The sequence below is a fragment of the Pontibacter sp. HSC-14F20 genome, from assembly GCF_019599265.1.
GTDB lineage: Bacteria > Bacteroidota > Bacteroidia > Cytophagales > Hymenobacteraceae > Pontibacter.
The window spans coordinates 1-25,119 of the sequence record NZ_JAHZTC010000007.1; the positions used below are offsets into that span (position 1 = coordinate 1).

The 25,119-nt window shown below is 39.0% G+C and carries 21 protein-coding genes and 1 pseudogene; 21 read left to right on the plus strand and 1 reads right to left on the minus strand.

All coding sequences use genetic code 11. The features are described from left to right. The 3 genes and pseudogenes from K3G39_RS08275 to K3G39_RS08285 all read left to right on the plus strand — a co-directional run. Positions 1 to 294 (plus strand): annotated as a pseudogene (locus K3G39_RS08275) (IS5/IS1182 family transposase); the annotation flags it as partial. Between the two features lie 560 nt (positions 295 to 854). After that, positions 855 to 1,616, plus strand: coding sequence for a DUF6503 family protein (locus K3G39_RS08280; RefSeq protein ID WP_220625723.1), 762 nt, complete (start codon positions 855 to 857; stop codon positions 1,614 to 1,616). A gap of 214 nt (positions 1,617 to 1,830) precedes the next feature. After that, positions 1,831 to 2,391 carry a transposase family protein gene (locus tag K3G39_RS08285; RefSeq protein ID WP_220625724.1) on the plus strand — a complete coding sequence of 187 codons (561 nt, stop codon included), beginning with the start codon at positions 1,831 to 1,833 and terminating at the stop codon, positions 2,389 to 2,391. 56 nt (positions 2,392 to 2,447) lie between these two features. On the opposite strand, the gene K3G39_RS08290 is transcribed toward K3G39_RS08285, so the two are convergent. Then, a complete protein-coding gene (locus tag K3G39_RS08290) occupies positions 2,448 to 3,344 on the minus strand; it encodes a flavin reductase family protein (protein WP_220625725.1) in 897 nt (298 codons plus the stop codon). A gap of 353 nt (positions 3,345 to 3,697) precedes the next feature. On the opposite strand from K3G39_RS08290, the gene K3G39_RS08295 reads away from it, so the two are divergent. The 18 genes from K3G39_RS08295 (at position 3,698) to K3G39_RS08380 (ending at position 25,116) form a co-directional block, all read left to right on the plus strand. Next, the gene (locus tag K3G39_RS08295; protein WP_220625726.1) at positions 3,698 to 4,486 is read left to right on the plus strand and encodes a polysaccharide biosynthesis/export family protein; all 789 of its coding nucleotides are present in this window, start codon (positions 3,698 to 3,700) and stop codon (positions 4,484 to 4,486) included. A 23-nt stretch (positions 4,487 to 4,509) separates the two neighbouring features. Further along, a complete protein-coding gene (locus K3G39_RS08300; protein WP_220625727.1) occupies positions 4,510 to 6,867 on the plus strand; it encodes a tyrosine-protein kinase family protein in 2,358 nt (785 codons plus the stop codon). A 122-nt stretch (positions 6,868 to 6,989) separates the two neighbouring features. After that, positions 6,990 to 8,300 carry a nucleotide sugar dehydrogenase gene (locus tag K3G39_RS08305; RefSeq protein WP_304610115.1) on the plus strand — a complete coding sequence of 437 codons (1,311 nt, stop codon included), beginning with the start codon at positions 6,990 to 6,992 and terminating at the stop codon, positions 8,298 to 8,300. A gap of 85 nt (positions 8,301 to 8,385) precedes the next feature. Further along, positions 8,386 to 9,378: an SDR family oxidoreductase gene (locus K3G39_RS08310; RefSeq protein ID WP_220625728.1), complete on the plus strand. Its 993-nt coding sequence runs from the start codon at positions 8,386 to 8,388 to the stop codon at positions 9,376 to 9,378. A 25-nt stretch (positions 9,379 to 9,403) separates the two neighbouring features. Beyond that, positions 9,404 to 10,858, plus strand: a complete 1,455-nt coding sequence (locus K3G39_RS08315; protein WP_220625729.1) for a lipopolysaccharide biosynthesis protein — start codon at positions 9,404 to 9,406, stop codon at positions 10,856 to 10,858. A 12-nt stretch (positions 10,859 to 10,870) separates the two neighbouring features. Next, the gene (locus tag K3G39_RS08320; protein ID WP_220625730.1) at positions 10,871 to 12,244 is read left to right on the plus strand and encodes a Coenzyme F420 hydrogenase/dehydrogenase, beta subunit C-terminal domain; all 1,374 of its coding nucleotides are present in this window, start codon (positions 10,871 to 10,873) and stop codon (positions 12,242 to 12,244) included. After that, complete coding sequence (locus K3G39_RS08325) at positions 12,241 to 13,359, plus strand: polysaccharide pyruvyl transferase family protein (RefSeq protein WP_220625731.1); 1,119 nt, start codon at positions 12,241 to 12,243, stop codon at positions 13,357 to 13,359. Before K3G39_RS08320 ends, K3G39_RS08325 begins: the two co-directional genes overlap by 4 nt. A gap of 175 nt (positions 13,360 to 13,534) precedes the next feature. Continuing rightward, the gene (locus K3G39_RS08330) at positions 13,535 to 14,413 is read left to right on the plus strand and encodes a glycosyltransferase family A protein (protein WP_255594133.1); all 879 of its coding nucleotides are present in this window, start codon (positions 13,535 to 13,537) and stop codon (positions 14,411 to 14,413) included. Positions 14,414 to 14,418: 5 nt separating this feature from the next. Continuing rightward, a complete protein-coding gene (locus K3G39_RS08335) occupies positions 14,419 to 15,312 on the plus strand; it encodes a glycosyltransferase family A protein (protein WP_220625733.1) in 894 nt (297 codons plus the stop codon). Positions 15,313 to 15,337: 25 nt separating this feature from the next. Beyond that, positions 15,338 to 16,360 carry a RimK family alpha-L-glutamate ligase gene (locus tag K3G39_RS08340; RefSeq protein WP_220625734.1) on the plus strand — a complete coding sequence of 341 codons (1,023 nt, stop codon included), beginning with the start codon at positions 15,338 to 15,340 and terminating at the stop codon, positions 16,358 to 16,360. 45 nt (positions 16,361 to 16,405) lie between these two features. Next, on the plus strand, positions 16,406 to 17,527 hold the full coding sequence (locus K3G39_RS08345) for a glycosyltransferase family 4 protein (protein ID WP_220625735.1): 1,122 nt from the start codon (positions 16,406 to 16,408) through the stop codon (positions 17,525 to 17,527). After that, positions 17,517 to 18,716 carry a glycosyltransferase gene (locus tag K3G39_RS08350; RefSeq protein ID WP_255594135.1) on the plus strand — a complete coding sequence of 400 codons (1,200 nt, stop codon included), beginning with the start codon at positions 17,517 to 17,519 and terminating at the stop codon, positions 18,714 to 18,716. The genes K3G39_RS08345 and K3G39_RS08350 overlap by 11 nt, the downstream gene beginning before the upstream one ends. Before the next feature lie 179 nt (positions 18,717 to 18,895). Next, positions 18,896 to 19,858, plus strand: coding sequence for a GNAT family N-acetyltransferase (locus K3G39_RS08355; protein ID WP_220625736.1), 963 nt, complete (start codon positions 18,896 to 18,898; stop codon positions 19,856 to 19,858). Then, a complete protein-coding gene (locus K3G39_RS08360; protein WP_220625737.1) occupies positions 19,822 to 21,078 on the plus strand; it encodes a hypothetical protein in 1,257 nt (418 codons plus the stop codon). Before K3G39_RS08355 ends, K3G39_RS08360 begins: the two co-directional genes overlap by 37 nt. Positions 21,079 to 21,171: 93 nt before the next feature. Then, the gene (locus K3G39_RS08365) at positions 21,172 to 22,170 is read left to right on the plus strand and encodes a polysaccharide deacetylase family protein (RefSeq protein ID WP_220625738.1); all 999 of its coding nucleotides are present in this window, start codon (positions 21,172 to 21,174) and stop codon (positions 22,168 to 22,170) included. Between the two features lie 118 nt (positions 22,171 to 22,288). Further along, positions 22,289 to 23,458, plus strand: coding sequence for a glycosyltransferase family 4 protein (locus K3G39_RS08370; protein ID WP_220625739.1), 1,170 nt, complete (start codon positions 22,289 to 22,291; stop codon positions 23,456 to 23,458). Further along, positions 23,445 to 24,071: a sugar transferase gene (locus tag K3G39_RS08375; RefSeq protein ID WP_220625740.1), complete on the plus strand. Its 627-nt coding sequence runs from the start codon at positions 23,445 to 23,447 to the stop codon at positions 24,069 to 24,071. The genes K3G39_RS08370 and K3G39_RS08375 overlap by 14 nt, the downstream gene beginning before the upstream one ends. A 7-nt stretch (positions 24,072 to 24,078) precedes the next feature. Next, positions 24,079 to 25,116 (plus strand): ATP-grasp domain-containing protein, encoded by a 1,038-nt coding sequence (locus K3G39_RS08380; RefSeq protein WP_220625741.1) that lies wholly within the window; start codon positions 24,079 to 24,081, stop codon positions 25,114 to 25,116. Positions 25,117 to 25,119 lie beyond the last annotated feature (3 nt).

The window sequence follows — 25,119 nt, forward strand, 5'->3', positions numbered from 1 at the left end:
AATGCCGACGCAGGCTTTGATTCAGATGAGTTCAGAAGGCGCTGCTCCTCACTTAAAATAGAGGCCAATATCGCGTTCAACCCCAGAAATGGGGCGGCTTCAGAAGACTATGTGTACTTTGACCCAGCGCTCTACAAAAGAAGAAACACCGTGGAGCAGGCCTGTGCCTGGCTCGACAGCTCCAAAGCCCTGCTGGTGCGCTTTGAAACAAAAGCCAGCAACTGGATGGCGCTCCATTTTCTGGCTTTTACAGTGCTGTTTATCAGAAAATTAAAGAAATTAGAAAAACCCTAAACAGGTTCTATACTATATCTAGTAGAAAACGAGACATAAATGACAAACAGTGGAAGAAATGGAGAACATTATCTATAATATTTGTCCTGCTTTCAATGGATGAATCGGTTAGTTTTCATGAAATTGGATCAGCTAGTTTGAATATTGTTTTGCACCTGGGTGTTAATCATTATGGAACTGTACTTTTAGGTATCGTTATAGGAGCTTTATTATTGTATTATTACCTGGATTTTATCCTAGAATTGCCTAAGCTCACTTAAGTTTTATTTGTTCTTTCGGGATTGATCTTTGTGATAGGAGCTATCTTTGTAGAAGGTATAGGTGGCTATATATTAAAATATACACCTGATAGAATGTTGTATAATTATTTTGTTATTATAGAGGAGTCTATGGAGATGTTGGGTGTGGTTTTATTTTTGTATGCTTTACTGAATTATATGACCGGATTTATTTATAAAGCTGATGGTCAAAAGCCATATTATAAGCTACAATCTTTTAACTTACAATAAGCGCCTGCTTACTTACTAAAGTCGTGTAGATGCCTTTAAAACTGCCACATCATGCCGTACAAGTCTCTCCATACCTTCCTTTCCTTATTGTTAATCATTTTTACTTCCTGCCAGACAGGAAAGAAGCCGGATGCGCAACAGATCGTGGATCAGGCGATAGAAGCGCATGGCGGAGAGCGCTTTTTAAAGAGTGCGATCAGTTTTCAGTTTCGGGACAGGCAGTACCGCGCTTTGCGTGATGGTGGTGTTTTTGTGTATAGCCGCACTTTTACGGACGCTACAGGGCAGCAGGTGCAGGACGTATGGCGAAACAGTAGCTTTACCCGCACAATCAACGACCAGGAAGTAGATTTGCCTGAAGAAAAGCAGAAAGCCTATATTGCTTCCGTTAACTCGGTAATCTACTTTGCCCTGCTGCCTTATGCCCTCAACGATGAGGCCGTGCAGAAAGAATATCTGGGCGAGACTAGTATTAAAGGAGAACCTTACTACAAGGTACGTGTGACTTTTGCCCAGGAAGGTGGCGGTGAAGGCTACCTGGATGTCTACATTTTCTGGTTCCACCAGCAGCGCCACACCATGGATTACCTGGCCTACTCTTTCCAGGAAAACGACGGCGGCACCCGCTTCCGCGAAGCCTTCAATCCCCGCACCATCGGTGGCATCCTCTTCCAGGATTATAACAACTATACTCTAAAAGATGAGACTATTCCGCTGGGAGCCTATGATCAGGTCTTCGAAGCAGGGCAAATGGAAAAGGTGTCGGAGGTTGTGCTTGAGGAAATTGAAATTAATTCGATAGAAGGCTTGTAGGAATAGATCTCGACCTGCCCGAACGTGCAAAAGTAAATTCCTGCTATAGTGTTTCATCCCCCTGCTCCCTCCAAAAAGTGACACACAATATATGCATATAATTTCCATATATTATTGAGAAAAACTCCCCTTTAGAAGGCAGGGCCGTTAGGTTCTAAAATTCGTAAGCTATTGTATTTAGCATTATGATTTAGGGCGATGGAAGTAGTGAGATTTGATTAGTTTTCTGCGGGAGGTGGCCGATCCGCGGCGGCAGGCGGGGCTGCGTCACGCGCTGGCCGAGACCCTGTGCATGGTGGTGATGGGCATGATGAGCGGCTGCTGCGCCTACCGCGAGCTGGGGCGCTTTGTGCACCACAACCGCCAGGAGCTGGTGGCCCTCCTGGGCCTGGCCAAGGCGCGGGTGCCCAGCTACGTGCCCCTGCGCGACATCCTGCAGCGGCTGGACTTTGAGGCCCTGAGCCGCGCCTTCTCCCGGTGGAGCGGGCAGTACGTGGACTGGTCGGGCCGGTGGCTGAGCGTGGAGGGCAAGAGCCTGCGCTCGACGGTGAGCAGTCCAGCTACTACATCAGCAGCCAGTGGCCCGGCTGCACTGGCAGAAGGACGTCACGTTCGGGGAGGACAAGTGCCGCACCCGCAAGGGGCCGAGAACCGCTCCCTGCTGCTCAACGTGGCTATCAACCTGATGCGCAGCTGCGGCTTTGGGTCCTTGAAGGAGGCAACCATTGCCCTGGCTAATAAAATTGGCAAAATGAACCAGATAATTAGAACGTAACAGCCCTGCCCTTCGAAGGGGCAGGGGATGATAATCGTTCATGAACAAAGGATCTCTCATTCACTCATTAATAAAAGCACCTTCCACGCTGCCAATACCTGATGGTCATCCAGCAGCTTCTTAGCCAGTTTCTCAAGTTCTATCCGTAGCTGCGCTTCGTTGCGCCCGTACTTGCTCAAGGTATAGCTGACCAAAGGATCTAACTTGAAGGCTTCCACCTCTTCGGCAATAGGTATAACTTCCGTATTACCCAGGCGGGCCAGGTGGTTCCCGGTTAGTAGGGAACTGTTTCGGATGAAGTCTGGCAACTTGTCAACACCTACACCTTTGTTGCGCACTGGCTTTGGTAGCTCGAATATGCAATCGCCATTAGCACGGAGGTAGTAGTCACCACCCATGCGCGCGACTGCGTTTAGTTTGTAAGGGTCGATCTTTCCTTCCCCGTTCAGAATGTTCTCATTTACATGGATCAGCAGCACCTCACAGATCACTAGGTTGCCCGCGCCTCCTTCTGGTCCGAGGCTAATCACCTCGTTCACCCGGCACTCCAGGGCTACAGGTGCTTCCTTCACCCGCGGAGCGCGCACCATTACAGAAGGCTCCGGCGTTAAGCCAGACTTGATAAACTCATTAATGCCTTTGTCATACTCTGTACTGGCCAGTGACATCTGCTCCACGATATCGTAGTTACCAATGTTGATTACCACCTCCCGGGTTGACTCCACATTCTCTAAGGTATGTTTCCCTGTGTTGTCGCGCACGCGGCGGGCAGGGGAGAAGACCACGATCGGTGGCTTGGCACTAAACACATTAAAGAAACTGAAGGGGCTCAGGTTTACATTTCCCACCTCATCAACCGTACTGGCAAAGGCAATTGGTCGTGGCGCAATGGCTCCCAGCAATAAAGCATGTACTTCAGCCGTTTTGGTTTCTTTTGGGTTGACGGTTTTCATAGTATAACTGTATAAGAGGATGTCAATAAGAACTGCAATTTACGAAATGTATAGATGTTGTAAGCAAAGGCTAAAGAGTGGATGTTATTTAGACATTAGAAGATATCTGGAGTAGTACTTAAGTTTCGATTTAATACAGATTTTTCATTAGTCTTCAAGATGATAACTGAAGAACATACATGTTTAGTCAAGACTATATAGATAGGATGTTGAAAAGATGTAAATTCCCAAGACTAAAAACTGTTTTAAAAAACTTTTTATGTAATTTTGCTTTCTAGCGACAATGTGTTTGTGTCGCTGAGACTTAATAATGCCTTTTAGCTTGTTGCATTAGCAAATGCTATTGACTCTATATGAAAATTAACCTAGTACTCTTCCTGAGTCTACTCATTTTTGCCTCCTGCAGTTCCCTGCGTACCCGTAACATCGTCTATTTTAGTGACTTGGAACAGCAGTCCCTTGTAACTGAGCCGGTTGAGATGAAACGCTTGACAATTAAGCCGGGGGACTTATTGACCATTGAGGTCCTTACTCCTAATATGCAGACAAACATGCTATTTAACCGGGGGATTATCGTTGAGGGAGATGTTGGTGGAGGCAACCAGATGGCTCGCCAACAGGGAAGTCAGAATGAAGGCTACCTGGTAGATACAAAAGGGACAATCGATTTTCCAGTAATTGGGAATATGCACGTACAAGGACTCTCTACGGAACAAGTTCGTGATACCTTGATGTTAAAAGTGCGCGAGTATGTTCAGGACCCGATCGTAAAGGTGAGATTACAGAATTTCCGTTTTACCATGATGGGGGAGACTGGCCCAAGAGTAATTGCTGTGCCTGCTGATAATGAAGATGTGAACCTGCTGGAAGGATTAGCCATGGCTGGTGGTATTTCCATTTATGGTAAGATGAACAATGTACTGGTTATTCGTGAGCAAGATGGACAGCGTATTATGGCTCGCCTGAACCTAAACAGCAAAGAAGTATTGACCTCACCATATTTTTACCTGCAACAGAATGATATAGTATATATAGAACCGGATAAAGCGAAAGCGAGTGGTACGAGCTTTATCCGCCGAAACTGGGGCTTTGCTGCAGGTATCGTATCATCAGCTTGGGTACTTTACCAACTGTTAAAGTAGTATAACGCTTCCTTTTTTAAAATATGTCCGAATTAGATTTTCAGGAAGACAACAGTGAGTCTTTAGATATAAAAGTGTTGGTAATGCGCTATATGCGTTACTGGTATTTTTTTGTAATTGGAGTGGCTATAGCACTTACAGTCGCTCATTTGTACCTACGCTATTCCACCCCTGTGTATAGTGTAAAAGCTACCATACTGATCAAGGACGAAAGTGGTGCAGACTTGGCCAATAGTGGAGTTTTTGGAGATATAGCAGGCTTAAAAGCAAGTAAGTCTTTCTCTAATGAAGTGCTCATAATAAAGTCTAATGGCTTAATGGAAAGGGTACTACAGGAACTAGGTATGGGGGTATCTTACTATGGTGAAGGACGAATCAAGTCGCCAGAACTTTACGGTGGTCGTAGCCCGATTAAAGCAATAATTGCAGATCTTGATTCAACCGGATTAGGGCACAGCTTCGTAGTGGAGGTTGAAGATAATAATACTTTTAATATATGGGAAGGTGAGACTAAAGTGTCATCACACAAGTTTGGTGAGCAAATCGAGAAGAAGTACGGAAGCTTTACCATTGTAGCAGGCTCAGATATTACTAATGATAAGGGGCGACGTATTCTTGTGCGATTCAACGATTTGCAGAAGTTGGCCAATAGCTATAGTAAGCAATTAGCAGTCAGAAGTGTAAACGAATTCGCAACGGTTATGGAACTTAGTATAACAGATCCTATACCTGCAAAGGGGAAAGATATACTGAATAAGTTGATTGATATATATAATCGGGAAACAATCAAGGAGAAAAATCTGGCTGTTACGAAGACTATTCAATTTATTGACGAGCGTCTTGTCTTTTTGACAAGAGAGTTGAGTGATGTGGAAAAAGATGTAGAGGAATATTTACAGGAGAACAAAATTATTGATCAATCAGCCAGCGGTAACTTGTACCTTAATACTGCACATGGATTGAACCAGCAGGTTACGGCTAATGAAGTTAAGTTAGAGATCTTGAAATCTGTTGAGTCTTACCTGCAGAAAGAGGAAAACAAATACGAACTCGTACCTACAAGCCTTGATATTTCAGATCCAACCTTAGGTGGACTGATTTCAAACTTCAATGACTTGCAAAATCAACGTCGTCGGCTTGGTCGTTCTGTGACAGATACTAACCCGATTCTGAAGAATGTAAATGAACAACTAGAAATTCTTCGGCTAAATATATTAGAGAATATACGCAATATCCGAGAGGGATTATTGGTAGTACGCCGTAGTTTGCAAGTCAATGCGCAGCAGTTCGAATCACAGGTACGTCAGGTGCCGTCTATGCAACGGGAGCTCGCAGATATTAGTCGTCAAAAGGGGATAAAAGAAGGTCTTTACCTTTATTTGCTTCAAAAACGTGAGGAAGCAGCTTTGTCACAAGCTATTACTCCATCTAATTCAAGGGTTATTGATCCCGCTACATCCGGTGCTGGTCCTATTGAGCCTCAGGCAACCAATATATATATAATTGCTTTGTTGGCTGGTTTAGCTATACCCTTTGGGGCAATTTTCTTACGGGATATGCTAAATGATACCATACAGGAAGTGCGAGAAGTTGAAAAGGCTACACCGACTCCTATACTGGGTGAGATTGGGCATAATGATACTGGCCAGATGCTAGTCATTAGTCAGCAAAGCCGAAGCTCTAGTGCAGAGCTCTTCCGTTTGCTGCGTGCTAATCTACAATTTGCAGCCGGTGGCAAAGAAAATAAAGTAATTCTTATTACTTCTAGTATGAGTGGGGAAGGAAAAACTTTCTTTAGTCTGAACCTGGCTGCTAGTCTTGTAATGACTGGTAAAAAAGTGGTAGTGTTAGGTTTTGACCTTCGAAAGCCAAAGCTTACACAAGGTGTAAACTTGCCTAATAATATTGGTATCACTAATTACCTGATCTCTGACACAGTGAAGATAGAAGATCTGATTCAGTTTGCACCCGAGATGCCAGAGCTGGCCATTATAGGTTCAGGTCCTATTCCACCAAATCCAGCTGAACTAATACTGCTACCAAAGATCGGAACACTCATTGAAGAACTTAAGGCAGCCTTTGATTACATCATCCTGGACTCTTCACCGGTTGGACAGGTCGCAGATACATTGGCGCTTACCCCATATATTGATTCCAGTCTTTATATAGTGCGTTATAATTATACGCATAAGAAACAGTTGCAAATTATTGACGATCTCTACAGATCACGAAAACTTAAACATCCCATGATCGTGCTTAATGATGCCAAAAAGAGCAATAGCTATGGCTATTCATATGGCTATGGCTATGGTTATGGTAATTATTACGAGGAAGAGTCTAAAGGATTCGGCAGCAAGATCAGAAAGCTGGTGAAGGGGTGATCATAAGTATTCAAAATATATCCAACTCCTACTGTTACACTCCTACCCCTCCTGAGAGGGGTAGGAGTGTAACAGTAGGAGTTGGATAATCAAAACAGATAATAAGAACAAACATAAAAGAAATGTTAGGTACAGAAATGTCAGGTATTGGAAATGCCACAATTGCCGTAGTAGGCTTGGGTTATGTAGGGTTACCATTAGCCGTAGAGTTTGCAAAGAAATTCCCTACGATTGGATTTGATATCAATGAGGGGCGTGTACAAGAGCTAAATAATGGACACGACCACACACTGGAAGTAGAAGATGAGTACTTAAGTTCTGTGTTAGTATCTGATCCCAATGAACAAATAGGTCTTTACTGTTCCAACCAACTGAAAGACATTGAAGAATGTAATTATTACATCGTTACTGTACCTACCCCAGTTGACAAGAATAACCGGCCTGACTTAACTCCGCTTTACAAAGCAAGTGAAACGGTTGGTAAGGTATTAAAGCGAGGTGATATTGTTATTTATGAATCTACTGTATACCCAGGTGTAACAGAAGAGGAATGCGTACCGGTGCTGGAGCGTATATCAGGATTGAAATTTAACGAGGACTTCTTTGCTGGTTATTCTCCTGAACGTATCAATCCAGGTGATAAGGAACATACTGTTGCAAAGATTCTAAAAATAACCTCTGGTTCTACGCCTGAAGCTGCAGAAAAGGTAGACAGACTCTACAGAAGCGTTATTATAGCCGGAACTCACAAAGCAGCTTCTATCAAAGTAGCTGAAGCAGCGAAGGTAATTGAGAATGCTCAACGTGATATCAACATTGCTTTCGTTAATGAACTGGCTAAAATCTTTAACCGTTTGGGCATTGATACGGACGAAGTTTTAGAAGCAGCTGGTACTAAGTGGAACTTCCTGAAATTTAAGCCTGGTCTGGTTGGTGGGCACTGCATTGGTGTGGATCCATATTACTTGGCACAAAAAGCGCAGGAGGCAGGCTACCATCCAGAAATTATTCTAGCTGGCCGTCGTCTAAATGATGGTATGGGCGAATATGTAGCCCATGAAGTGATCAAACTCATGGTGAAAAAAGATATTCCTGTAAAAGGTGCTAACATCTTGGTCCTCGGTATCACTTTTAAAGAAAATTGCCCAGATGTGCGTAATACCAAAGTAGTAGACATTCTGCATACCCTTAAAGATTACGATACCAATATTACTATTTATGATCCATGGGCTGAACCAGCCGAAGTGAAGCATGAGTATGGTTGGAATTCTATAAAAGAATTAGATGGGGTTGAAGCCTGCGACGCGATCATTCTGGCAGTTTCCCACAATGAGTTTAAAGCCCTTAACCTAACTAATCTCTGCAAAGAAAAAGCTGTAATCTACGACGTAAAAGGTGTTCTCCCAAAAGAGATTTCAGACGCACGGCTGTAATCAATTAACAATAACTCTCTGCCTTAATTACGGAGGGGAGGAGTGGTTTGGCCTAGTATAACAAACTATTTTATTAATAAAGAATATGTATAATACTCCTTACCATACAACAGAATTAAACCGAAGCACTTTCCTTATCACGGGTGGAGCAGGTTTTATTGGGTCTAACATAGTAGAGTACCTTTTAAAGTATAATGCCAAGAAAGTAAGGGTACTTGATAATTTCGCAACGGGATCGCATGCTAATATAGAAGATTTTAAAACAAACCCGGCTTTTGAGCTAATAGAAGGAGATATACGTGATCTTGAGACTTGTAAAACAGCTTTAAAAGGTATAGACTATGTATCTCATCAGGCTGCTCTAGGCTCAGTGCCCCGCTCTATTAACGATCCCATTACGAGTAACGATGTAAATATCAGCGGTTTTCTGAATATGCTAGTAGCTTCGAGAGATGCTGGCGTGAAGCGAATGGTATATGCTGCTAGTTCTAGCACTTATGGTGACCATCCTGGCTTACCTAAGGTTGAAGATCAAATAGGTAATCCACTTTCGCCTTATGCTGTTACTAAGTACGTGAATGAGTTGTACGCAAGCGTCTTTTCAAAAACTTACGACTTCCACACAATAGGTTTGCGTTATTTTAATGTGTTTGGGCCCAAGCAAAATCCTAAAGGGCCTTATGCTGCTGTTATCCCCCTTTTCATAGAAGCTGCCATTCAAAATATAGCTCCTTATATAAATGGGGATGGAGAAACTAGCCGTGATTTTACCTTTGTGGAAAATGCTGTTCAAGCAAATGTAAAGGCTATGTTAACCTCTGATATATGTAAGCACGAAGTGATTAATATTGCGTTTGGTGAACGAACTACCCTTAACCAGTTATGGACCAGAATTACTGAAATTGCGGATATAACATTACCGGTAGAATACCGTGAGGAACGTAGGGGTGACGTGCGCCACAGTCTAGCAGATATCAGTAAAGCGAATGCTATGATTGGATACAATCCTGACTATTCTGTAAATCAAGGGTTAAAGATTGCTTTTAATTGGTACAGCAATCATCTGGCTACTTTGTAAGTGCTATTCAACAACAGCTTTATAAATGAATACTAATACCCTAAAAGGGAAGGTTGTAACAGGTATTTTTTGGAACTCAGTTCAACTTATAGTTAACCGATCTTTTTCCTTCATCATTAAGCTTATTTTAGCTAAAATTCTATTTCCAGAGCAGTTTGGATTAGTAGGAATGGCTGCTGTCTTTACAAGTTTCATTCAAGTATTTAATGATTTAGGGTTTGGTGCAGCTCTAGTACAACGCAGAGAAGAAAATCTACGAGAAGAGCATTTTCATACTTCTTTTTGGACAGGAATTGTTTGGTCAATAGCAATATATATTATTATTGCTTTGATAGTAGCTCCATTAGCTGCTGAGTTTTATGAGGAGCCAATAATGAAGCAAATCATTCCAGTATTAAGTTTAGGAGTATTAGCTAGTCCAATTAATTTGGTGCATAGAGCTCAACTTACTAAAAAGCTTGATTTTAAAAAGTTAACTTATATAAGCAATTTCAGCAGCATTTTTTCGGGGGCTTTATCATTAATATTGGCACTTTCAGGATTTGGGGTTTGGGCTTTAGTCTTTAATTCAGTTGCTACGTTTATTGTGGCAATGCCCTTATATTTTAAGGCAACTGGTTGGTTGCCAAAGGCAATTTGGGAGAAGAAGGCTTTTGAAGAGATTTTTGGATTTGGGCTATTTACTACAGCAACTTCCATTTTTAATAATATTATTAGCAAGTTAGATTACCTTTTGATTGGTAAGATGGTTAGCGCTAGCGCTTTAGGTATTTATACACTTGCTTTTATATTAACTGATACCTTCAAAAGCCAAGTAATGAATATGGTAAATACAGTTATGTATCCAGTTTATGGTAAAATGCAGGATGATCCTATTTTAATCAAAGATTATTATAAAAAAGTGGTAGTATATAACAGCATTATAATTTATCCACTGATGATTATTTTAATAATTTTAGCTGGACCTATAATTGAATTTATTTATGGTGATAAATGGCTTGAAGCTATCCTTCCTATAAAAATACTTTCAGCTTCAGTAATGTTTGCGCTTATGGTTAATAGCCATACATCAATGATAAGAGGCATGGGAAAACCTAAAACAGAAATGTATTTACAACTTAGTAGAGCAATAGTTCTATATGTCCCTTCAATTTTTATCGGTACTTATTACTATGGAATTGTTGGTACAGCATATGCAGTACTATTTAATAAAATTGCTGCAGTTTTTATCGTTCAATTTGTACTAAAAAAACTAATTAATTTATCTTTTCTGGAATTGTTAAAAGCGTTACAAGCTCCATTAATGGGAACAATGTTAGCTATTAGTTCTGGCTTAGTATTATTCAATTTGCTAGAAGTGAATTTTATTTTAGTTGGTCTCATTATGCTAATTCTATATGTAGGTACAGTTTACATTGTAATGAAGGATGAATTACAATTAGTCTATAAAAAATTACGCAATAAAAGAAAAATAGCATAAAGTAACATTACTATGAAAGGTTCAATAAAGGATGTTATAGAAAATGATTATTGTATAGGGTGTGGTATATGCGCTTTTCATAATAAGAGTTCTTTCACTATTCAGCTTGACAAATTTGGGATGCTAAAAGCTAACATGTCAACAAATGAGATCTCTAATGAAGAGTTAATAGAAATCAGTGCATTGTGTCCCTTTAGTGATTATATTCAAAATGAAGATAGCATTAGTGAGAAAATATTTACGGATGTAAAAACTAAAGACCCTTATTTAGGAAAATATATCCAAAATTATGTAGGCTATGTAGAAGAAGGCGACTACAGGGAAAAAGGGAGTAGTGGGGGTATGGGGAAATGGCTTATAAACCAACTATTTGTTAACGAAGAGATCGACTATGCTATACAAGTAGTAAATCAGAAAGTAAAAGGGGAACTTTATACCTATCAAGTTTTCACTAAAGATGATAATATTCTCGAAGGAGCAAAATCTGCTTATTACCCAATCTCTTTGGAAGAAACCTTAACGTTCATTATAAACAACGAAGGTAGATATGTAGTAACTACAGTTCCATGCTTTAGCAAAGCCTTAAGGAATTATGCAGAAAAGCACCCAATTTTAAAAGAGAGAATAAAATATACAATAGGTATTATATGTGGACACCTAAAATCAACAGGATTTGCCGAGAGCTTTGCATGGCAATTAGGAGTGGAGCCAAAAAATCTAAAAGGCATTGAATTTAGGGATAAAATTCCAGGTAGAAAAGCTAATGAGAAAGGCGTTTTTGCAGAAGATACCTACGGAAATAAGACCAAAGTAGTGTCTTCAAGAGATCTTTTGGGTGGTAACTGGGGGCATAATATGTTTAAATATAAAGCCTGTGATTACTGCGATGATATTGTTGGGGAAACTACCGATGTTTCAATAGGTGACGCATGGTTAAAAGACTTAATGGATGATGATAAGGGGAATAATGTTGTCGTAGTACGAAATAGACGCATCGGGAAAATTATCGCAAAAGGAATTAGTGATGGGAAGCTTAACTTAAAAGCAGTAAGTCCTGAGGTAATTAATATGTCTCAGGCTGGTGGTATACGACATCGACGGGAAGGTTTGGCTTACAGACTCAAACAAAAATCAAACAAAGGGCTATGGGCACCAGAGAAAAGAGTTGATAAAAATTTAAAAGTTTCAAGGTCTAGAGAAAAAATTTATAAGGTAAGAGAAGATGTTAGAGATGCTTCTCACGAAATATTTTTTGAAGCTAAAAGGAGAAATGATTTAATTTTTTTTAAAAAAAACATTTTAAAAGAGATAAAGAAATTTGAACCATCAAACAGCTCAAAAATTATACATAAGATTAAAAGTACAATAATTAAACTTATAAAATGAATATTGAATTAAGGGGGGTAGGCTTTGTAAATAAAGGAGCCGAATTAATGTTGTACTCCATACTAGATGCTTTTAAGGATAATAAAGCACAATTCGTAATGGAAATCAATACAGGTTCAACTAAAGGTAAACTTGAAAATCTTAATATATATACAAAACCTAGACTCTATAAAAGAGGGCTTAACCTTAATAAGTTTTTACCTATACCACAAGCAGTTACATCTAAATTTGGTGTAATACTCGAGAATAACGTTGATGTTATTTTAGATGGTTCTGGATTCGTATTTGGTGATAAATGGGGAGTAAGCAAGGCTAATAACAGATTAATTGATTATATAGATTATTGGAAAAGACAAGGAAAAAAAATAATACTTCTCCCTCAAGCTTTCGGTCCATTTGAGAATTCGGAATTAAGATCTAGGCTAATTAAAATTATTGAATTAGCAGATTTGATTTTTGCAAGAGACCCTCTTTCCTTTGAGTATATTACAAATGTTAAGGCTTCAGAAAATATTCATTTGATGCCTGATTTTACAAATTTAGTTGAGGGTATAATTCCTGCTGATTTTGATAGTAATTTGAATCAAATTGCTATCATACCTAACAGTAAACTTGTCGAAACATCTACATTACAATTAGATGAATATATTAACCTGTTGAAAAATATAATCTCTAGTCTTCAAATCAGAAAGGAGAAACCTTTTTTTCTTATACATGAAGGAATAGGCGATTTACAAATTGCTAATAAAGTCAATGCTTTACTCTTAAACAAAGTCAATATTATTGATAATAAAAATGCCCTTGAAATCAAAGGGATAATAGGAGCATCAAAGGCTACAATAACCTCTAGATTTCATGGATTGGTAAGTTCTCTAACACAAGCTGTTCCTACGCTTACTATAGGATGGAGTCATAAATACGAGATGCTACTACAAGATTATAATTATCCTGAAGGATTGCTTGTAATAAATGATAATATTGAAAGAAAGCTTGATTTAATACTAGCTGAGGAGTCGAGAACATCAATTACTGCTAAACTTAAAACTAACTCAGAGGTGCAAAAGCAAAAATCGAGAGAGATGTGGGAAATGGTTTATAAGGTTCTAAATAATTAAATTGTTAATATATTTATTTAAAGGTTTACTTCAATGCTAACTTTTCACGCGACTCGTTATTCTTGTTAATTATTAAGGAGAAATAAATGGATAATGTATTGAACTAAATGTATAGAACCACATAAGCTGAAAGGTGTGAATAGGATAAATATATTTTCTTTTAAAATCATTGAAATTGACATATCAAAGTTCCTTAGTCTCAATTATAATACCATGTTATAACTCGGCAGAGTTTATTATGGAGACCTTGTTATCAATTCAGAACCAATCATATCAGAACTGGGAATGCATCTGCGTAGACGATGGTTCGACTGATAATACTAAAGAAATTATAGAAGACTTTGCTGAAAAAGATAATAGGTTTAAATTATTTGCTCGACCTCATGAACTCATTAAAGGAGGAAACTCATGTCGAAATTATGGGTTTACTTTGGCAACTGGAGAATTTATTCAATGGTTCGATAGTGACGATATCATGCATCAAGATAAGTTAAGAGATAAAGTTTATTATCTCCAAATGCATTCTAGTTTAAACTATGTCATTAGTAAAACTGTATCATTTCTGCCAAACTCTGAAGACTATATTGAGAGCAATCAACATCTAGATACTAATAATGCCATTATAGATTTTGTAAACTATAAAACAAAATTTTTTACTCCTGGCCCTTTATTCCGGAGAGAATTTCTACAGGGTGAAAGGCTTTTCGATATAGAGTTAAAGAGGCATCAAGAGTATGAATTCTTTTTTAGATTAATATTAAAAGATGACAATTACGGTTTTGTTGATAAGGCGCATACTTATCGGAGAGTACATCATAATCAACTAAGCAAAGCTTCTAAAGGTACATTACAAAAAAGGATTTTATCCTTCATGGCTCTTGAAAAGATGTATCTTGCTTATGCTTCTTCTACACGTAAGAATAAGGAGCTCGAGAGGTATTTTATTAGGAAATTTAAAAGTCAGGCATTTAGGTTTTCATTAAGTTTTAAACTTAGCAAAGCATTGAAAGCGACTAGTTATTTGTACCAAGCCCTAAATTCTTCTCAGAAGTAAACTTTATGTCATTTTCAGTAATAGTTCCAGTTCATAATAAGGGGGTTCATCTAGAGCGTTCAATTAATTCAATTCTGAATCAGACTGAAAAGAATTTTGAATTGATTATAATTAATGATGCCTCTACTGATGGTTCTGCAGAAATAATAGAGAATTTGAAAGATTCTAGAATTTTGAAGTTAAACAGATCCACACCTGGTCCTGGAGGATATGCAGCCAGAAATATGGGAATTGAGGCTTCAACACGAGAATGGATATGTTTTTTAGATGCGGATGATGAATGGGACGATTCTTTGCTATATAATTTAAAAACTTGTATAAGCCAGAATGGAAATGCTGAATTCATTGCTTGGGATTGGCTAAAAGTTAGAGGAGATGAAAAAGTACGGGTTACCTTACCTATTGATGATCAACAAGAATATAGCCTTTTTTCTTTAACCGATTTTCTGTTAAACAGAATGGTTTGGACAGGCGCAGTTGCGATAAAGAAAGAAGTAATAAAAACTGCAGGCATGTTTCCCTATGATAGATGTAAGAGAGGTGGCGACTTAGATACATGGATAAGATGTTTATGGAAGAGTAAATGTAATATATGGATACATAAAGCACTATCTATATACTACACAGACTCAGTAAATATGGTAACTAAAACAACAATATCAGATTTCCCTTGTACTTATTTGACACTTGAAAATTTATTAAAACAGAGCCCTTCACCACAATTAGCATCAGCGATAAAAAAATTTCAAAACTCATCTATTTATTCTGTCCTTGATAGAAATATCAAGGCTGGGAAAGCCATAGATTATAAACTGATGTCAAAGTTTAAACCTTCTATACTTGCGAGTAATTTTATTTTGAAACTACACGTTAAAAGGTTTCTATCTTTTTTGAACTAATAAAAAATACTGCTTTTTCTTCTAAATGATCATTGCAATACACCCTCGTGTTAATAGTTTTACTGATGAATGGATTCAGTATTGTATAGACAATAGTATCAGTTATAAAATAGTAAATTGTTACTCATCTAACATCATAAATGATTTGTGCGGTTGCAGTGCATTAATGTGGCACTGGGATCAAAGTGATGAGAAAGCTATTCTTTTTGCTCGCCAACTAACTTTTTCTCTTGAAGCTGCAGGAATTACGGTATATCCAAATGTCAATACCGTCTGGCATTTTGATGATAAGATTGGACAAAAGTACTTGCTAGAAGCAATAGAAGCGCCATTTGTTACTACACATATTCATTATGATGTACAAGAAGCTTTAGCATGGATAGATAAAAGCACGTTCCCAAAGGTTTTCAAGCTACGTAGAGGTGCAACTTCTACCAACGTTTCGTTGACTAAAACGCCTGAAGCTGCTAAGAAACAAGTAAAAAGAAGTTTTAAGCAGGGCTTTAATTCCATTAATCGTGTATCCATTTTTCAAGATAAGCTAGACAGGTTCAAGAAAGAAAGGTCAATAACTTCGTTTAAGTCTTTGCTTAAAGGTTTTGTTAGGATTTTTGTTCCGACTCAATTTGAAAGAATACATGGGAAGGAAAAAGGTTACATATATTTTCAAGATTTCATACCTGGCAATAATCACGATACTAGGGTTGTTATAGTAGGAAATAAAGCTTTTTCTATTATCAGATATAATAGGAAAGATGATTTTAGAGCATCAGGTAGTGGTCATAAATCATATGACCCAGCCTTAATAGATCCAAGATGTTTGCAAATTGCATTTGAAGTTTCTGAAAAATTAGGGATGCAGTCGTGTGCTTTTGACTTTATTTTAGATACAAACAACAATCCTCTTATTATCGAGATAAGTTATGGATTTGTAACAAAGATATTTCCAGGTTACTGGGATAAAGATCTTGTGTGGCATGAAGGTGAGACAAACATTCATAGTTTGATAATCGAAACCTTTTTACAGAAAGAGTTAATGAAGAAATGATAATTAACTATAATGAAGTAGCCTGAATTTTTAAAATTAGAATTAATGAAAGTCCTGCAATTGGTTACCAAACGTCAGTATCGTGGTGCTGAAGTTTTCGCTGCCAACTTAAGTCGAGAACTTATCAAAAAAGATATAAGTGTTATTTTTGCCGGACTATATTCTGCTCCTGATAACCCTTTAGAAGTAGAGGGGGCCTTGAACATAGATTTGGGAGGAACAAAATCGAAGCTCATCTCATTAACCTTACTCTTTTCATTACTGAAATTGGTAAATAGAGAGCAACCGGATATTATACAAGCCAACGGATCAGATACTCTTAAATATGCCGCATCCCTTAAGTATCTGAAACCAAATCTACCAATAACCTATCGCAATATTAGTATTATAAGTACTTGGATCGGCAAGAATAAAATTAAACAAGCCATTTATCAAACGCTTTTTGCACCGTTTGATTATGTTACTTGTGTCGGCGAAGCTGCCAGGCAAGATTTTATTCATACAATAGGTTTCGCTCCTGATAAGGTCTCTGTTATTAACAGGGGTATTCCTATGCATGCAGTTGATAAAACTGCTGCTAGACTTAAGTTAATAGAGGAATTCAAATTTTCTGATAATGTTAAAATAGTTACACATGTTGGGAATTTCTCACCTGAAAAGAATCATGTGTTTTTACTTAACGTTTTTGAATATTTAAAGCAGAAAGAGTCCTCTGTTAAATTGGTTTTATGGGGAGAAGGAGTTTTACTTGAAGAAATAAGGAAGGATATTGCCTCAAGAGGACTCAAAGATACTGTATTTTTAGGTGGATTTAACAGTAAGATACAAGATGTGATTGCTGGCTCAGATCTCTTTGCATTATGTAGTATTATAGAAGGTGTGCCTGGAGTAATAATGGAAGCAGCTGCACAAAGAGTCCCTGCTATTGCAGTAGATGTAGGTGGTGTAAAAGAAGTAGTTCAAAATGGAAAAACGGGCATTTTGATTCCACATCACGATTCTAAGATCTTTGCTGAAGAAGTATTGAAACTACTAGGCAACAATTCTATTAGAGAATCTATGGGAAATTCAGCTTTTCAACTTGCGAAAGAGTGTTATGACCCTACTACCAATTTGCGAAAATTCATAAGTCTCTACGAAACTATGCAGGCAAGGTATGTCAAATAAAGTCAAAGTACTCCACCTTATTAAATCTCTTGGAAGAGGTGGAGCAGAAATGTTATTACCAGAAACTCTGAAAGTCCACAATCGAGAGGAATTTATATTTTACTATGCTTACTTCCTCCCATGGAAAGATCAAATGGTGCCAGCCATAGTAGAACAGGGAGCCACTACAATCTGCTTTAAAGCTAATAATAATCTGCAGATGTTTCAGCGGGTAGGTGAAATCAGTCAATATGTGCAGGATCACCAGATTGATGTGATTCATAGCCATCTTCCTTGGGCTGGGGTAGTTGCAAGGTTAGTGGGGAAGAAGACGGGCGTACCAGTAATTTATACTGAGCATAACAAGTGGGAACGATACAATAAGATCACGTATTGGCTTAATAAACTCAGCTTCAGGTGGCAGGACGCTGCTGTGGCAGTGTCTGACGACGTACAGCAATCTATCCGAAAGAATTCCAGTATTAATTTTCGCGAGTTTATTTTGCCAGTGAAGCAGAGCTCTGTGAAAGTTTACGAAACAACACATGAACCATACCTGCTCAATGTCCTGAATGGGGTGAATACTAATCATTTTGTGAGGGATGAAGAAGCAGGTTTGCTTATACGGCAGGAGCTGGGTATACCAGCTAATGCTCCAGTGATTGGGACAGTTTCTGTTTTTCGCTTTCAAAAGCGGTTGGATATTTGGATAGAGATTGCTGCTGCCATTCTTCAGAAAATACCTGAAGCCCATTTCATCATTGTGGGAGATGGGCCCCTTAAAGAAGAGTTACTGGTTAAAAGGAAGTCACTAGGGATAGGTGAGCGGATACATATGCCTGGACTCAAAATAGATGTGAAGCCCTACTTCAGCGCCATGGATATTTATATGATGTCATCTATCTTTGAAGGGTTGCCAATTGCTTTATTAGAAGCCATGAGTTGTGGCTGTGCGGTGATCAGCACCAAAGCAGGCGGTGTAGGTGAGGTCGTAGAAGAAGGTAAAAGTGGTTTACTGTGCGAAGTAAATAATTATATGAAATTGGCTGATTATGGTGTGCAGTTAATGCATAGTTCTGACCAACGTTTTGCCTTAGCTGAAGGAGCTCGTAAAAGGGTAGTAGCCGATTTCAGCATCACAAAAATGGCAAAGCAGCTTGAGGCCTTGTATCTGTTTTTTAAGGACGAGAGGATAAGCCAAGGCAATTGACCCTCAGCCTTAATGTCATCAACTGTAGGATTTTTTCTATGTTTTAGGAAAATAGGAAAGATTGATATAGCTGAGAAATAATACAGAACGAACAATTCTTTCGAGAAGCCAATTTTGGCTATTTGTTCTTTATGATCACGGCACTATGGAAGTTTGGGTCTGTGTATTAGTTATTAGTTATGAAAATAAGAAAAGGAACCGAATCCGATATACCAGCGATTGTAGAATTATTAAAATCTTCTCTAGGGGAAGGACTGATACAGAAGTCAGAGAAATTATGGAATTGGAAACATGTGAATAATCCACATGGGGCGTCACCTATACTGGTAGCGGAACAAGATGGACAAGTAGTGGGCGTAAGAGCTTTTCTGCGATGGCAATGGAAATATAAGGGGCAAGTATTCCAGGCAATTCGAGCAGTAGACACAGCAACTCATCCTGAATTTCAGGGTAAAGGTATATTTAAAAAACTAACGCTACAAGGGCTTAACGATGCACTAGATGAAGGAATACATCTAGTGTACAACACACCTAATGAAAGTAGTAAGCCTGGTTACCTGAAGATGGGGTGGGTCGATATAGGGCGTATGGCCTTAAAGCTAAAAGTTAATGTATTGGCTTATAAACAATTTGATTTACCGGTATTGCCCGAGCAGGACTGGGTTAAATTATCAAATCTCCTTCCTAATATTTCAAATCCAATAGTAAAGGCAGAACAAGCACAGACACTACTTAGCCCTGATTATATCAAATGGCGCTACCAAGATAATCCATTGTTTGATTACAATTTTCTTTCTGACTATCAGTCTTTTGTGCTATTTTTTCGTTTTAAGCCTCACAGCTTTGGGCAGGAAATGAGAGTTGTGGATTTGCTTATTGATGAGCAGAAATTCGATAAAAGTGCTAAAAATGCATTATCTAATTCCTTTCAAAAGATTAATAGAGCCTGTTTTTTGACTTCTGTTTCTGGCAGGCACTTTCAATTAGTATATGGTGTTTACCCTGACATGGGAATAATACCTGTTATGGACAAAGGCCCTATTATAACACTGCGCAATGTTAACTTGGAAGAACAAGTATTTGCGGAATTAAGTAATCAAGAAAATTGGGGTTATACCCTTGGGGATATGGAGTTGTTTTAGAGCAGATGGTAGGCGCAATTGTACTCATTTTCTTATTTCATTTTATAAACCAGCTTCTTCTTAAAAGTTATCGGAAAAAGTTTTCTTTTTTCTCGGTAGCGCTGATGAATAAACTGTACTTCTATCATCTTCTTTTTTGGGGTGTCTACTATGTCTACACTATTTCTAACCCCTCTGATTCAAAATCCTATTTTTCTCGCTCTGCTGAATTTAGTGGTGAATGGCTGAACTTGTTTCAGACGAGTACCACATTTATAATTTTTGTAGCTCATCCATTTACTGGTAAACTTGGTTTTAGCTATGAAATGGTCATGCTCTTATTTTCATGGTTTGGATATATAGGCTTTGTTCATTTCTATATTTTCTTTCGGGAAAATATAAGACTTAATTATAAAATCTGGGGTTTTGATCTACTCATCATTCTACTCTTTTTGCCTAACATGCATTTCTGGACTGCATCTTTAGGAAAAGGTTCAATTATATTTATGGGATTGGGGTTATTTGCCTATGCCATGCGTTTTCCTCAAAAACGCGCTTTTGCTTTACTCATGGGCTCAGTTATAGTGTATATGATCCGTCCACATATGTTTATGTTTTTAGGAGTAGGCGCCGTAATCGGATATTTTACGGGCAGAGAGAAAGTGCCACTCTACCAGAAAATATTGGTTTATGTTGCTTTTGCCGGAGGCATTTTTGTGATGTCTGATCAAATACTGGCAATGGCGAATATTAATGAAGAAGATGTTCTAGGGAGTTTTGAAGATTTTTCTCAACTGCAAGCGGGACGGCTAAGCCGTGCCAGTTCTGGGGTTAATATAACAAACTATCCTTTGCCAATAAAGCTGTTTACCTTTTGGTTTAGGCCTCTTTTTGTCGATGCTCCTGGCGCACTCGGTATATTTGTGTCATTCGAAAATCTACTATATGTAATCCTTGCCTGGAAGTTAGTAGATAAAGATTTTATACCATTTCTAAAGAAGTCAACCTCGTTAGTAAAAATGAGTTTGGTGATCTTTATTTCTTCTTCTATAGCGCTATCATTTGTAATGTCAAACTTGGGAATTGCGATGCGGCAGAAAAGTATGGTAATGTATTTCTTGTTTTTCGTAATTGTTTCTTTTTTAGAATACAAGAAAAAGAAAAAAATTGCCTTGGTTCAGCTGAAGAAGAGGATGGAAGAGCAGGAGGCTTACCCTTTATCGGCCCTTCCTTATAAATAGAGGAATGAGTAATCTACTCTTTTACCCTATAAGAAGGGAAGATTTCATAAAGATCAGTGTAAGCGGGCAAATCATGTTACCCAAAAAAATAAAATGATTAAAGATAAACCAATTTTTACCATTTCTCTGGATTTTGAGCTGTATTGGGGTATTTTTGATAAAGTGCCTTTGGCTGAGCGCAAGCTATACTTCGCAAATACACGGCGGGTGATACCGGAGATGCTTACACTTTTTAAGCAGCAGCAAGTACATGTGACCTGGGCCACGGTGGGCATGCTCTTTGCCGAAGATTGGAAGGACTGGACGACCACTACACCCTTCGTTCAGCCTTCGTATCATAATGGTCGACTGTCGGCTTATCGGCTAAATGAAGAGTATGGCCATGATGACAGCCTGAGATATTCCTTTTTTGCCCCGGCGCTGGTAGAGCAGATTCATCAGACACCTTATCAGGAAATGGCTACACATACCTATGCGCACTATTATTGTCAAGAGGTTGGTCAGACGTTAGAACAGTTTCGACATGACTTACAGGCGGCTCAGAGCATAGCTACTAGGCGTGGTATGAAGCTGGAGTCGCTTGTATTTCCGCGTAATCAATTTAACAAAGATTACCTACGTGTCTGCCATGAAGAGGGCATCAGAGCGGTTCGTTCTAACCCAGTAGATTGGTTCTGGGAGCATACAGTGGAGGATAAACTGTCGAAGCGAATTTTCCGAACACTTGATGCCTACTTACCCCTTAGTAATAAAACTTCCTTTCCTCTTTCTTCTTTGAAGCTAGAGGATGGTTTTCCTCTAGCAATACCTGCCAGTCGATTTTTGAGACCAGTTGACGGGAAAAGAGAAGTTCTTAACAAACTACGTCTCCACCGTATCCTATCAGAAATGACTGTTGCCGCCAGTCGTAAGGAGTGCTACCACCTTTGGTGGCATCCTCATAACTTCGGCAATTACCCTGAACGCAGCATGGCTGATCTGCGTGTGATTATTAATCATTATAATAAACTGCAGGAACAATATGGCATGCAAAGTATGAGTATGCAGGAAATTTATGAATATATAAGCTACAAGCCAGTTCACTCCTTTTGAAAGAAGCTCCTACTTCTAAAAAGAGGGAGTTAGAAAAAATATTTCATATTCCCCTCCTGTTTTTAGGAGGAGGTAGTTATAGGTCTTTACCTTTATACTTGAAAACAAATTTTACCTAATGCCACCAGTACTTATTCGCATCACCACAGTGCCAATCTCCCTCCAGAAGCTGATAACAGGCCAATTGCCATATATGCGTATCAAGGGCTTTGAACCCATTATGGTGTCTGCGGCGGGGCCTGAGTCAGAGGCGGTGGTGCGTGAACAGGAAGCATCCCTGATTGAAATCAAATTAACCCGCAAAATTACGCCGTTACAGGATTTGAGGGCGCTCTGGCAGTTCTACCGCCTTTGTAAAAAGCACAAGCCCGCTATAGTACACTCACATACTCCGAAAGCAGGTATTATTGGTATGTTAGGAGCCAAGCTTGCAGGCGTGCCGGTTCGCCTACATACTGTAGCCGGTCTACCACTTATGGAAACTAATGGCAAGACACGGAAAGTGCTTGAAGGAGTAGAGAAACTCACTTATGCTTGTGCGACCAAAGTTTACCCAAATTCAACAGTATTAAATGATTTTATCTTGAGAAGCAGATTTTGTGGGCCGGAGAAAGTAAAAGTGATTGGTAACGGGAGCAGCAACGGCATCAACACAGCCTTTTTTAGCAAGATGCAGTTGGATGCTATTAAGCTAGAGGAACTGAAAGCTGGTTTGGGTATAAAGCCTACTAACTTTGTTTTTGTATTTATCGGTCGTTTGGTTAAAGACAAGGGTATCCAAGAGCTCGTCATTGCCTTTAAAAAACTTCAGGTGCAATATGCAGAGGTAAAACTTCTCCTGGTCGGGTCATTTGAACAGGATCTTGATCCGATTGATACCAGCATTTTACAAGAGATTGAAAATAATCAGGCTATTCTTTCTGTAGGGTTTCAGCATGATGTGCGACCATATTTAGGTGTTAGTCATGCACTTGTATTTCCTTCTTACCGTGAGGGTTTCCCCAACGTGCCCATGCAGGCTGGATGCTTTGATTTACCTTGCATTGTGACAGATATCAACGGATGCAATGAGATTATCCATCATGGGAAAAATGGATTAATCGTACCTCCCAAGTCAATGGAGAGACTTTATGACGCCATGTTAAACCTTATTACAGATAAAGTAAGCTTTGTCTATATGCAATCGCAGGCACGGCGCATGATTGTAGAGCGTTACGAGCAAACCCATTTCTGGGAGCTTTTATTAAAAGAATACCACGCCCATCTGAAACAACATGAACTTATATAGTAGATTTTTTAAGCGTCTGATTGATTTTGTGCTAAGCCTAAGCGCATTTATCATACTGCTTCCAATCTTTCTGGTTGTTACGCTCTTGCTGGCTATTGCCAATGATGGCAAGCCCTTCTTTCTGCAGCCGCGACCGGGAAGGCATGGCCGCATCTTCCGGGTGATCAAGTATAAGACGATGAATGACAAGCGTAATTCCCAAGGTGATCTGCTGCCTGATGCCGACCGCCTGACCTCAATCGGTTCTTTTGTTCGCAAGACCTCCCTAGACGAGTTACCGCAGCTGCTTAATGTAATCAAAGGGGAAATGTCACTAATCGGACCCCGTCCTTTGCTGGTGGAATACCTGCCGCTGTATAACGAGATACAGAGCCGCCGCCATGAAGTTCGCCCTGGTATTACCGGTTGGGCTCAGGTAAATGGGCGTAACGCCATCAGTTGGGATGAAAAGTTTATATACGATGTTTGGTATATCGAAAATATGTCCTTTGTTTTGGACTTGAAGATCATTGGCTTAACAATAATAAAAGTGTTAAAATCGGAAGGGATATCTCCTGAAGGGCAACTTATTATGCCAACTTTTACAGAATATATTCGGCAAAAAAATAAATAATATCTGAATGAAAAGAATACTTGTAACAGGTGCTGGTGCGTTGCTGGGTCAGGGAATATTGCGTTGCCTCAACGTTTCATCACAAGAATATTATATTATCACAGCTGACCCAGACTATAGGGCGCAAGGTCACAGCTTAGGAAACAAAGCTTATACCATACCTATGGTAAGTGACCCTAAATTTTTAGACTTTATTGAGGAGTTGATAAAGAAAGAGCAAATAGATGTCATATTAATTGGTACTGATGTTGAATTGCCAGTTTTTTCTAAAAATAAAGAGAGATTAGAACAGCAACATGGTATAAAAGTTATAGTTTCTAATCTCCATGTAATTGGTATAGCCAACAATAAATGGCTAACTGCCCAATTTCTTAAAGAAAATGGCTTCCCTTATCCTTTATCAGCGCTTACTACAGATAAAGAGTCTATTGCAGAATTGCGTATGAGTCGCCCTTTCCCCTTTATTGCAAAGCCAGTTGATGGAGCTCGCTCTAAAGGCATTAAAATTATTGAAAACGACAATGACCTCCAGGAGATTTGTTCTTACCCTAATAATCTTGTAGTACAAGAGATGATAGGAGAACAGGAAGGAGAGTATACCACAGGATGTATGGTGGTAGATGGTAAGTGTCTGGCAATTGTCTCTCTTAAGAGGGACTTACGCGATGGAAATACTTACAGAGCCTATAGAGATGGTGAAAACCCCTATGACACAATTATTTCTAGTATAGCAGAAAGACTAGGAGTGGAGGGACCTGCCAATTTTCAGTATAGAATTAAGGACGGACAGCCTGTAGTATTTGAAGTAAATAGTAGGTTCAGTGGTACTACGCCCCTGCGATATATGTTCGGATTTAATGAGGTTGAGGCTCTACTGAATCATTTGTTTAAAGTAGAGGTGATGAAGCAACCTAATCTTCGGAATGGAGCTGTTTTCAGAACTTGGTCTGATATTTTTGTAGAAAAATCACAAATGGAAGAGTTAAAAGAGAAAGGGGTCTTGGAAAAATACGAAAGCCAGTATTATCCATTTAAAGTTAAATAACCC